The organism is Halorubrum sp. AJ67, from assembly GCF_000513435.1.
Genome location: NZ_CBVY010000021.1, coordinates 17567 through 18693, shown reverse-complemented (window position 1 = coordinate 18693; position 1127 = coordinate 17567). Strand labels below are relative to the sequence as shown.

Sequence of the window (1127 nt, the reverse complement as noted above, 5' to 3'; positions counted from 1 at the left end):
CCCGCGGTCGACTCCGCCTCGCGGAGGTGCCGCGGTGCGACGCGGGTTATTTCCTCGGTCCTGAGTCCGGCCTCGCCGGCCAGCCTGACGACGAGCGCCGCGCGATACGTCTCCGCGGCGGTGACGAGCGCGTCGTAGGCGTCCGCGCCGAGACCGTCGACCATTCGTTTCGGAACTCAACACGTAGCCGAAACAAAACTGTTCCGATAGCTGCCACTCTCAGCGGTGAGCAGTCCATCTCCGCGGAACTGTTCACAGAAGCGATCATCGAGACCGGTCAGAACTTTCGGGCCCTCAGTAGGTTCCGAAACGGTCGGCAGCCATCAGCCCGACACGCCGACACCCCACGACACGTGGTCCCACAGGCGCTCGTAGCCGTAGTAAGTGAGCGTCTTTACGGCGTTGGTCACGAGGCCGATACTCGCCGCTTGTCCGACGTCGCCGACGACGAGCCACGCGACGACGACGGTGATAGTCACCATCAAGGCCCGGTAACAGAGGGTCTTGACGACCGCACGGCGTCGCGCGTTGACCGCGTCCCGCGAGAACACACCGAGGTTCATACCGTCGTCTTCGGTCGCCGCTGGTAAGTAACTGATAGGTCTCTCTCAATGACTGAAAAGAAACTGTATTCAATTACTCTCGTTTCGGACGGTCGACTCGATCTCGCCCACGACTTCGGGGTTGCGGAGGGCGCTCACGTCGCCGAACTCCTCGCCGCGGGCGATGTCCTCCAACAGGCGTCGCATGATCTTCCCGGAGCGCGTCTTCGGGAGTTCGGGGGTGAACACGATCCGGTCGGGGCGAGCCACGTCGCCGACGGCACTGGCCAGTCGGTCCGCGATGGCGTCGCGGAGGGTCTCGTCCGGCTCGACGCCGCTCTTCGTCGTCACGTACGCGACGATCCGCCCGTCGTCGTCGCCGACGACCGCGGCCTCGGTCACGCCCTCGGCGTCGACGATGGCCGCCTCCAGCTCGCCGGTGTTGAACCGCTGGGCGCGGACGTTGATCACGTCGTCGACGCGCCCGAGGATCGTGACGTAGCCGTCCTCGTCGACGGCCGCGCCGTTGCCGGTGCGGTAGCGCCAGCCGTCCTCGCCGTTCAGCCAGTACTCCCGCAGGTAGCG

The 1127-nt window shown here is 65.8% G+C and carries 1 protein-coding gene and 1 pseudogene; both read right to left on the bottom strand.

Features of this window, described 5'->3' with window-relative positions:
* Window positions 1-323: 323 nt before the first annotated feature.
* A complete protein-coding gene (locus BN903_RS13640; RefSeq protein WP_048078257.1) occupies window positions 324-563 on the bottom strand; it encodes a DUF2061 domain-containing protein in 240 nt (79 codons plus the stop codon).
* Window positions 564-632: 69 nt separating this feature from the next.
* Window positions 633-1127, bottom strand: a pseudogene (locus tag BN903_RS13635) (acetate--CoA ligase); the annotation flags it as partial.

What these genes read in the sequence shown, in the direction of transcription:
- BN903_RS13640 (WP_048078257.1), bottom strand. Translation starts at nt 563, where the DNA reads ATGAACCTCGGTGTGTTCTCGCGGGACGCGGTCAACGCGCGACGCCGT.